Origin of the sequence: Longimicrobium sp., assembly GCF_036280135.1 — a bacterium.
GTDB lineage: Bacteria > Gemmatimonadota > Gemmatimonadetes > Longimicrobiales > Longimicrobiaceae > Longimicrobium.
In genome coordinates, this window is record NZ_DASURI010000701.1 from 1 (window position 1) to 7,044 (window position 7,044).

Below are 7,044 nucleotides of genomic sequence, written 5' to 3' on the forward strand. Positions count from 1 at the left end.
CGAGAACTTTCGCGGCGGCGGGAACGAGTCGAGCCTGCGCGAGGCGCGGAACCGGTTCTTCGTCACGCATCCGCACCTGGATCCCGCGGACCTTCGCTGACGGGCGCGCGCCGTCCACACGCCGGGCGAAGGGCTCGCCGCATCACGCCACGCCAGGGGGAGAACGCGTGAACGTGTATCGCCTGCAGGCCGAGCGGGAGGGCTACCGCTGGCTGATGCTGGCCCAGGCGCCGGACCTGGGCCTGGTGGCCGTCCTGCAGGGCGTACCCGCGGCGGAGCTGTGGACCACGCCCACGGTGGCCACGCTGGAGCTGGACTTCGCGCGGGAAGACCGCGCGCTGCCCCTGCCGGACTTTCCCGTCTTCAGCACGTCGGCCGTGCTGAGCCGGCGCGCGGTGGACGCGCTGCTGGACCTGCTGGTGGAGAACGGCGAGATCCTGCCCCTGGCCTGCGCCGAGGGCGAGTTCTTCGTCTTCAACGTCACCCGCGTGCTGGACGCGCTGGACGAGCCGGCGTCGGAGATCAAGCGCTTTCGCGGCGGGAGCCGCGGGCGGGCCAAGTCCATCGTCCGCCACGCATTTCGCCCCGAACGGCTCACGTCCGCCGTCTTTCGCATCCCGCAAAAGCCCCATCGCGTGTACGTCACGCAGGGCTTCGTGGACCGCGTGGAGCAGGCCGGACTTACGGGTTTCGACTTCGGCTACGTTTGGCCGCCCCTGGACCGGGAGACGCATGAGCAGCGCTGATCCGCATCCCTCGCCCGCCCTTCCCGCCGCGCCGCCGGAGGAGTTCCGCGGCGAGTGGGGGGTGGACGCCCTTCGCCGCGAGGGCTTCGCGGAGCATTCCGGCATCCTCCGCGCGCTCCCGGCCGCCGTGGCCGTGCCCGCGGACGCGGACGACGTGGCGCAGCTGGTGGCCTGGGCCGCGCGGCACCGCGTGGCGCTCGTCCCCCGCGCGGCGGGGACGGGGATGCCGGGCGGCAACATCGGCCCGGGCGTGGCGGTGGACCTGCGGACGTCGTTCACCGAGGTGGGATGGGTGGACGCGGACGGCCGGCGCGCGCGCGTGCTTCCCGGCGCCACGCTGGGCCAGCTGAACGCGTCCGCGGCGGAGGAGGGGCTGCACTTTCCCCCCGACCCCTCCAGCGCCGTTCGCGCCACCATGGGCGGCATCATCGCCAACAACTCCGCGGGGTCGCACACGGTGCGCTACGGGAGCGCGCGGCGGTGGATCGACTCGCTCGACGTCGTGCTGGCGGACGGGACGTCGGTGACCACCACGCGCGGCGTGCGCGACGAGCACCCGCGGCTGCGCGCCATCCTGGACCGGGTGGATGCCGTGGTCGCGGAGAACCGCGCGCTCATCGCGGCGCGGTGGCCGCGCGTGCGCAAGAACTCGTCGGGGTACGCCCTGCGCGAGTACGCGGAGAGCGGCGACGCGGTGGACCTGCTCGTGGGCAGCGAGGGGACGCTGGCGCTGGTGGTGGGCGCCACGGTGCGGCTGGCGCCCCTTCCCGCGGCCCGCGGGCTGGCGCTGCTGGAGTTCACGGACCTGGAGGCGGCGGGCGCGGCCGTCCGGCGCATCCTGGAGCTGGACCCGTCCACGTGCGAGATGATCGACCGCACGTTCATCGACCTGGTGCGCGTGGGCGACGAGGACCCCGGGTACCCGCTGCGCGAGGGGCTGGAGGCCATCCTGTTCGTGGAGATGGAGGGCGATACGGACGCGGAGGTCGCGCGGCGGCTGGACGCGCTGCGGACGGCCATGGCGGGCGTGGCCACGCACGTTTCCCTGGCGGCGACGGAGGAGGAGCAGGAGCGGTTCTGGCACGTCCGCCACGCGGCCAGCCCCCTGATCGCGAAGCTGGCGGGCGACCGCGTGTCCATGCAGTTCATCGAGGACGGCGTGGTTCCCGTGGACCGGCTGCCGGACTACGTGCGCCTGCTGCGGCAGACGCTGGGGCGCCACGGCCTGCCCGCCGTGATCTTTGGCCACGCGGGCGACGGGCACCTGCACGTGAACCCGCTGGTGGACATCGCGAAGCCCGGCTGGCGAGACGAGGCCGAGGCGATCGTGTACGAGATCGCGAACGGCGTGGCGGCGCTGGGCGGGACGATGGCCGGCGAGCACGGCGACGGCCGCCTGCGCGCGCCGCTGCTGGAGACCATCTGGGGGGCCGAGCTCGTCGCGTGCTTCCGCGCCGTGAAGGCGGCGTTCGACCCGCTGGGCATCCTGAACCCCGGCGTGATCCTTCCCCTCCCCGGCCAGCGCCCCCTGGACGCCATCAAGTACGCGCAATCGGCGTAGAGCCTGGTTGATCCTTGGATTCCGCGCGCCGCCTCCGCTCCCGGGGCGGCGCGTTTTGCGTTCGGCCGATGCGGGACGCAACCATCGGGACCGATCCCGCATCTCACAACCATGGATGCATCGAAAACGATCTCCACGATCGATGGATCGGTGTGGGATCCGCGCACCGCGCGAGCCATTCTGGCCGGGGTGAAGTGCTGATTTTTCAACACATTACAAGGACTTTCCCATGAAGAAGCTGAGCCTGAAGATGGACGACCTTCGCGTGGAATCGTTCCGCACCACGCCCGTCCTGAAGGAGCGCGCCACGGTGCGCGCCAACTCCGGGTGCGAGTACACCGACATCGACAACTGCACCGAGTACTGGTCCACGTGTCCGTCCGGTCCGCAGGACACGGACTACTTCTGCCCCGGGTCGGGCGACGTGAGCTGCAACTGCAGCAACGAGCCCGAGACGTGCGCGTGGCCCTGCCGCGTGAGCGACATGACGGACTGCCACCGCTGCTGATCCCTCGCGACCGCGCGCGCTGAGCGCGTGATCCGCGGCCACCTCACCCCGGCCACCGCGGTTCACGCCCCGAGGCGCGCGGAGTTCGTCGAACAGCACGAGGTCCTGTGGGAGAAAGGCGTAGTCCCGCGGGAGAAAGACGTAGTCCGCGGGAGAAAAACGTCGTCCTCGCCGGAGCGATTGAAATCGCCGCTGGAAAGGCACAAAGTCCGCCTGCGCGGACTGCCCCAGCGAGGGTACGGCCTTGTGCACCGGAGCGGCCTCCGGAGCAGGTGAAGCCCCGCCGTGCGACGCGAAGTCCCCGCCAAGCGATTGAAATCGCCGCTGGAAAGGCACGAAGTCCGCCTGCGCGGACTGCCCCAGCGAGGGGAAAGCGTCGTGCACCGGAGCGCCCCTCCGGAGATGGTGAAGCCCCGCCGTGCGACGCGAAGCGTCGTCAGGGCGGGGCTTTCCGCTGTCGTAGCGGCGGCTTTAGCCGCTCCGGCTGGAGCTCGACCAATCCGACTCGGGACCTCCCTCCTCTCCTAATCGTCCTCCCCGCCCGCGTCGATGCGTTGCGCGATCATCCCCATCAGCGTCTGGCGCTCGTTGAGGCGCGGGTCGTCGGTGACGCGCTCCAGCAGGTCGCGCAGGATCTCGCCGTAGAGCGGGCCCGGCGGCAGGCCCAGCTGGCGCAGCTCCCCCCCGCCGATGGCCAGGTCGCCGATCTCCAGCGGCGCCTCGCGTCCCAGCTCACGCCGCACGCGCCTGAGCAAGCGCTCCGTATCGGCCAGGCGCGGATCGTCGCCGCGCGCGCGCAGGTCGGCGATGCGCAGGCGGAACAGGTCGCGCACGTACTCGCGGCCCACGCGCCGCAGCCACCGGCGCAGCTCCGGCGCGCCCGCGTCCGGCGCGGGGACGTCCGCGTGCTGCGCCACCAGGTGCACGGCGCGGTCCGTCTCGGCGTTGGAGAACTTGAGCCGGCGCATCAGCCGGTGCGCCACGGCGGCGCCGGCGGCCGCGTGCTCCGGCCACGACGCGCGCCCATCCACCTCCTCCCGCGTGAGCGGCTTGCCGGCATCGTGCAGCAGCGCGGGAATGCGCAGCTCCGCGCGGTACAAGGGGATGGCATCCACCGTGGCCAGCAGGTGCGACCACACGTCGCCTTCCAGGTCCGGCGCACCCACGCACGCCTGCAGCTCGGGGTACAGGTGCGCCAGGGCGCCGCACGCCTCGTACAGGCGCAGCGAGACCGACGGCGGGTCCACCTGCCGCAGCACCTTGAGCAGCTCCTCGCGCACGCGCTCCGCGGAAAGGTGCACGAGCTCCGGCGCGGCGTCGCGGGCGGCCTGCCACGTGGCGTCGTCGATCCGCAGCCCGAAGCGTCCGGCGAAGCGCAGGGCCCGCAGCACGCGCAGCCGGTCCTCGCGAAAGCGCTCGGCCGGTTCGCCCACGGTGCGCAGCACGCCGGCCCGGACGTCCGCCAGGCCGCCCGTGGGGTCGCACAGCTCGCCCGTGAGCGGGTGCCACGCGATGGCGTTGATGGTAAAGTCGCGGCGCTGCAGGTCTTCGTCCACGTGGTCGGCAAAGACCACGCGGGCGTGGCGGCCGTCCGTCTCCACGTCGCGGCGAAAGGTCGTCACCTCGTACAGGCTGCCGTCCTTCCACAGCACGCCCACGGTGCCGTGCGCGAGGCCCACGGGCACCGTGCGGCGAAACAGGCGCTGCACGTCGCGGGGGCGGGCGGACGTGGCGAGGTCCCAGTCCTTGGGGTGCCCGCCCGTGAGCGCGTCGCGCACGGCGCCGCCCACGGTCCACGTCTCGTAGCCCGCGTCGCGCAGGCGCTGGGCGATGGAGACGACGTCGGCCGGCGGGGCGAGATCGACGCGCCCCTCGGGAGAAACAGGCGTCGTCACGGGTGCTGTGGGGTCTGAGCGCAAACGACTTTCTTGCAATGACTTGGCGAAAACGTCACGGAGGGTTATCTTGAACGCCTTCCCTGTGTTCACCCCCCGCTGGGACAAGCCGATGACCACTGCCGATCTGCTGGACCGGTCCGCCGCCGCCGCCTCGTTTCGCGAGGCCCTCCTCCAGTTCCTGCGCGACGGCCGCCCCAGCCAGCGGATCGCATACGGGCACGGGTGCCCGCCCATCAAGGTGCAGCGCACGCTGCACAAGCTGCTGGTAGAATACCCGGAGCTCCCCATCGAATCAATCGAGATGCACGCCGCCAGCGGCTGCGAGTACTTTCGCGGCCGCATGACCGTGCGCACGGAGAACGACGAGCGGCGCGTCTCGTTTCACTGGGACTGCAAGTGGCGCGCGGACCAGGAAGGGTGGCGCGACTGGTTCGGCTTTCCCGACCAGAGCCGCGCGGCGCGCGAGTTTGGCTGGGACTGCTTTCGCACGTGGACGGAGGACGAGGTGATCGCCCTCCCCGGCATCAAGGTCGTCTCCGCCGAGGAAGCCGAGGCCGTCCCCGCGTGACCGGCTGACCCGCGGCATCCCGCGAACGAAACCCGGAAACATCAGCGGCCGCTCCCACCCGGGGAGCGGCCGTTTTCCGTTCGCACCGCGACCGCCCAACCTCTCCATTCCCGCCATACATCCCGCCCGAGAAATCCGAAAATCGGCCCCTCCCGACCAACGATCTGCTACGGTATCACGCCGAATCAGAGAAAATCCCACTTTCAAATTGCGATAAAGTTTGCCGCATGCGAAAAATTTCCAGCGCATCGTACCCGACACGGCGTGCCCGCGAAATCGTCACATCGATCGTTCCGCGAGGGGAAGTATTTCCGTTTCCCCACCTGGGAGAAAGCACTGATCTCGTTGCGGCAGTACGGGATTAGATGTTTGTCGACTATGAATCTCACCGCTGAATCAATTTCGGGCGTCCGTCCCTTTTGGACACTCCTGCTGCCCTGAAACGGGATGGCACCGCGCGTGCCTTTCTACGGGGCATCCCCCCGCTGCCGCGTCCCGTTCACGCCGCCGCGTCGACAGACTTGAAGCCCCACGTACAGATACCACGATGATCCAGATTCCCCCGCAGTTCGGGACCCGCGGCGTTCGCGTCATCGGCGCCGGCGCCTACGTTCCGCCGCGCGCCGTGGACAACGCGAACATCACGCAGGCCATCCCCGGGTGGTCCGCCGAGTGGATCGCGGAAAAGACGCAGATCAAGGAGCGCCGCTTTTTGTGGGAGCTGGATCCGCAGGCGGGGGTGACGGTGGCCCCGCCCGCCACGTCCGGCGAGCCGGCCAACAACACGGACATGTGCGAGGTGGCGCTGCGCCGGGCCATGGAGATGGCCGGCATCAACGGCGCGGACCTGGACGCGGTGTTCGTCGTCACGTGCACGCCGGACCGCGTGAACTTCAGCTACGACGCCATGGAGGTGCACCGCCGCGTGGGCGCCCGGGCCGACGCGTACGCGCTGCTCATCGACGACGGCTGCGGCGGCACGCCGTACGTGATGGACATGGTCTACAAGATGATCCGCAGCGGCGCCATCCACACGGCCGCCGTCATCGGCAGCGCCTTTACCTCGTCGCTGGTGGACCGCGAGGTGTGGAGCGGCGACGTGGACGCCGGCCACGGCCGCAAGCGCCTGCCGGCCGCATTCGGCGCGTACGTGTTCGGCGACGGCGCGGGCGCGGTCATCCTGCGCGGCGACGGCCGTCCGGGCGAGGGCATCGTGTCGTCCATGTCGGGCAACGACTACCTGCAGCTGGTCATTCGCCGCGCGGGCGGGCTGGACAGCCGCATGGCCCCCGAGGAGAACCCGGCGGACGAGGCGTTCGTGGTGGACGGGCACCTCGTGGCCAAGTCGTACCCCACGTACATGCGCGCGTGCATCGAGGGCGTGCTGGCGGAGCGGCCGGAGCTGCGCGAGCAGGTCAAGCGCTACTACTTCCACCAGCCCAACAAGCGGCTGATGGACCACTTCGTCCGCCAGTCGGGGCTGCCGGCGGACCGCGTGGCGTGCAACGTGGACCGCTACGGCAACACCTCCGCGGCGGGGATGCTCATCCTGCTGGCCGAGGACCTGGAGGACGGCACCGTGTCGCTGGGCAGCGGCGACCTGGTGATGATCGCCGCCGTCGGCGCCAACGTGCACTACGGCGCGCAGCTGATCCGGCTGTAGACCGGACTCAACGACTGAAGGACGGGGTTCGTGCACCTCCGCGGGCCGTGTCTCGCACGCGGAGGGGGCCCCCCCCCCCCCCCCCCCCCCCCCCCCCCCC

The 7,044-nt window shown here is 70.9% G+C and carries 6 protein-coding genes; 5 read left to right on the forward strand and 1 reads right to left on the reverse strand.

Translation table 11 applies throughout. From position 1 onward, the window contains the following. Positions 1–167 precede the first annotated feature (167 nt). From VFZ20_RS22545 to VFZ20_RS22555, 3 genes are all read left to right on the forward strand, one after another. Positions 168–746, forward strand: a complete 579-nt coding sequence (locus VFZ20_RS22545) for an imm11 family protein (protein WP_329686208.1) — start codon at positions 168–170, stop codon at positions 744–746. Next, on the forward strand, positions 733–2,307 hold the full coding sequence (locus tag VFZ20_RS22550; RefSeq protein ID WP_329686209.1) for an FAD-binding oxidoreductase: 1,575 nt from the start codon (positions 733–735) through the stop codon (positions 2,305–2,307). The genes VFZ20_RS22545 and VFZ20_RS22550 overlap by 14 nt, the downstream gene beginning before the upstream one ends. Before the next feature lie 229 nt (positions 2,308–2,536). Further along, complete coding sequence (locus VFZ20_RS22555) at positions 2,537–2,815, forward strand: hypothetical protein (protein WP_329686210.1); 279 nt, start codon at positions 2,537–2,539, stop codon at positions 2,813–2,815. A gap of 524 nt (positions 2,816–3,339) precedes the next feature. On the opposite strand, the gene VFZ20_RS22560 is transcribed toward VFZ20_RS22555, so the two are convergent. Next, positions 3,340–4,710, reverse strand: a complete 1,371-nt coding sequence (locus VFZ20_RS22560) for a CCA tRNA nucleotidyltransferase (protein ID WP_329686211.1) — start codon at positions 4,708–4,710, stop codon at positions 3,340–3,342. A gap of 112 nt (positions 4,711–4,822) precedes the next feature. On the opposite strand from VFZ20_RS22560, the gene VFZ20_RS22565 reads away from it, so the two are divergent. Continuing rightward, on the forward strand, positions 4,823–5,281 hold the full coding sequence (locus VFZ20_RS22565) for a hypothetical protein (RefSeq protein WP_329686212.1): 459 nt from the start codon (positions 4,823–4,825) through the stop codon (positions 5,279–5,281). A 547-nt stretch (positions 5,282–5,828) separates the two neighbouring features. Continuing rightward, complete coding sequence (locus VFZ20_RS22570) at positions 5,829–6,944, forward strand: 3-oxoacyl-ACP synthase III family protein (protein WP_329686213.1); 1,116 nt, start codon at positions 5,829–5,831, stop codon at positions 6,942–6,944. Positions 6,945–7,044: the final 100 nt, after the last annotated feature.

What these genes read in the sequence shown, in the direction of transcription:
- VFZ20_RS22550 (WP_329686209.1), top strand. Translation starts at nt 733, where the DNA reads ATGAGCAGCGCTGATCCGCATCCCTCGCCCGCCCTTCCCGCCGCGCCG.
- VFZ20_RS22555 (WP_329686210.1), top strand. Translation starts at nt 2,537, where the DNA reads ATGAAGAAGCTGAGCCTGAAGATGGACGACCTTCGCGTGGAATCGTTC.
- VFZ20_RS22565 (WP_329686212.1), top strand. Translation starts at nt 4,823, where the DNA reads ATGACCACTGCCGATCTGCTGGACCGGTCCGCCGCCGCCGCCTCGTTT.
- VFZ20_RS22570 (WP_329686213.1), top strand. Translation starts at nt 5,829, where the DNA reads ATGATCCAGATTCCCCCGCAGTTCGGGACCCGCGGCGTTCGCGTCATC.